Annotated in this window: 1 protein-coding gene; it reads left to right on the top strand. The window is 39.6% G+C overall.

Going from position 1 to position 1,585, the window contains the following annotated elements:
• Positions 1–465: 465 nt before the first annotated feature.
• The coding region (locus tag ACGLXV_RS15195) for an IS110 family RNA-guided transposase (RefSeq protein WP_391559322.1) at positions 466–1,585 on the top strand (1,120 nt) is incomplete at its 3' end.

The raw sequence follows: 1,585 nt of genomic DNA, 5'->3' as shown, positions 1-1,585 counted from the left end.
TTAGTAAATAGAATTTTTTCTTACTCATTTGAAATCCTCCAAGAAAAAATATAGACTTTTTTAGATGAATTTAATTAGAAACTTTCTCATAATTTTACAATTCTATACTTATCTAAAAAAACCTTCATTCTTCCACTAACCTGCTTCGTTAGTGGAACAAGAAAAAAAGGTTGCCGCAGCAACCCTATTGTTCAACGAAAGCACCCGTTAGTCACCATGCAGCGCAAAATTGCGCTGCACCACAGAGGATGAAAACAGATTAATACCGTCAATAATGTTTCTATGGCTAGGTGAGGAAGGTCGATATACTATGGTGCCTTAGAGCCCATCCGTTAGTCTGACTCCAACGACCACGGTGCATCACAGACTGTCGCTCCCTTACGGGAAGCACTTATGGTAGATTAATCCTCTTTCTGGTTTTTGCACCAGCCTCCTATTTTTATAGCCATAGAAAGGATGATTTCAATGGAAGTTATCATTGAAAGAGTTTGTGGTATGGATGTCCATAAGGACAACATTACTGCCTGTATTATGACTCCAGTAGGAAAGGAGATTCAAACGTTTTCTACGAAAACGGTATTTCTTGTAAAACTAGTAGATTGGATCAAGTCACATGGTTGTACCCATGTTGCAATGGAGAGTACAGGTGTCTTCTGGAAACCGATTGTAAATCTTATCGAAGCTGAGGAAATTGAGTTTCTCGTCGTCAATGCCCAACATATGAAAGCAGTTCCTGGACGTAAAACAGATGTGAAAGATGCCGAATGGATAGCCCAACTTCTTCGCCATGGGTTACTGAAAGCAAGCTTCATCCCAGATCGAAATCAACGAGAATTGCGAGAACTTGTTCGTTATCGTCGAAGTATTATAGAAGAACGAGCCAGACAACATAATCGGATTCAAAAGGTACTTGAAGGTGCAAATATTAAACTTGGTTCTGTGGTTTCCGATATTATGGGGGTTTCTTCCAAGGATATGCTTCGTGCCATCGCAGATGGCGAAAATGATCCTGAGAAACTATCAAACTTCGCTCGAGGTACAATGAAAAAGAAAAAGGATGAACTTCAGCTTGCTTTAAAAGGTTATGTGAATCCTCATCAACGCATGATGCTTAAAACGATTCTAACTCACATTGACTTCCTAACAGAACAAATTGAAAAGTTAGATCAAGAGGTTTCTCAGAGAGTAAGCTCTTATCAGGAAGATATAGAACGACTTGATTCCATACCTGGCGTCGCAAAAAGAATGGCTGAACAAATCCTAGCTGAAGTTGGAACAGATGTTGGGAAACAGTTTCAAACGGCACCACAATTATGTTCTTGGGCTGCACTTGTACCAGGACACAATGAAAGTGCTGGTAAACGAAAATCAACTAAATCCAAAAAAGGAAACAAGTATTTAAAATCTGCTTTAACGGAAGCAGCTCATTCAGTAGGTGCCTCTAAAAACTACCTTGGTGCCATATATAGACGGACTCTAGCACGGAAAGGTAGAAAAAGAGCAGCCATTGTCGTCGCTCATGCCATGTTAAGAATCGCTTTTTATCTTTTGACGAGAAAAGAAATGTATGTAGACTTAGGCGAAG

The sequence above is a fragment of the Robertmurraya sp. genome (assembly GCF_036676585.1).
GTDB lineage: Bacteria > Bacillota > Bacilli > Bacillales > Cytobacillaceae > Robertmurraya_A.
This window is presented reverse-complemented; position numbering and strand designations above follow the sequence as displayed.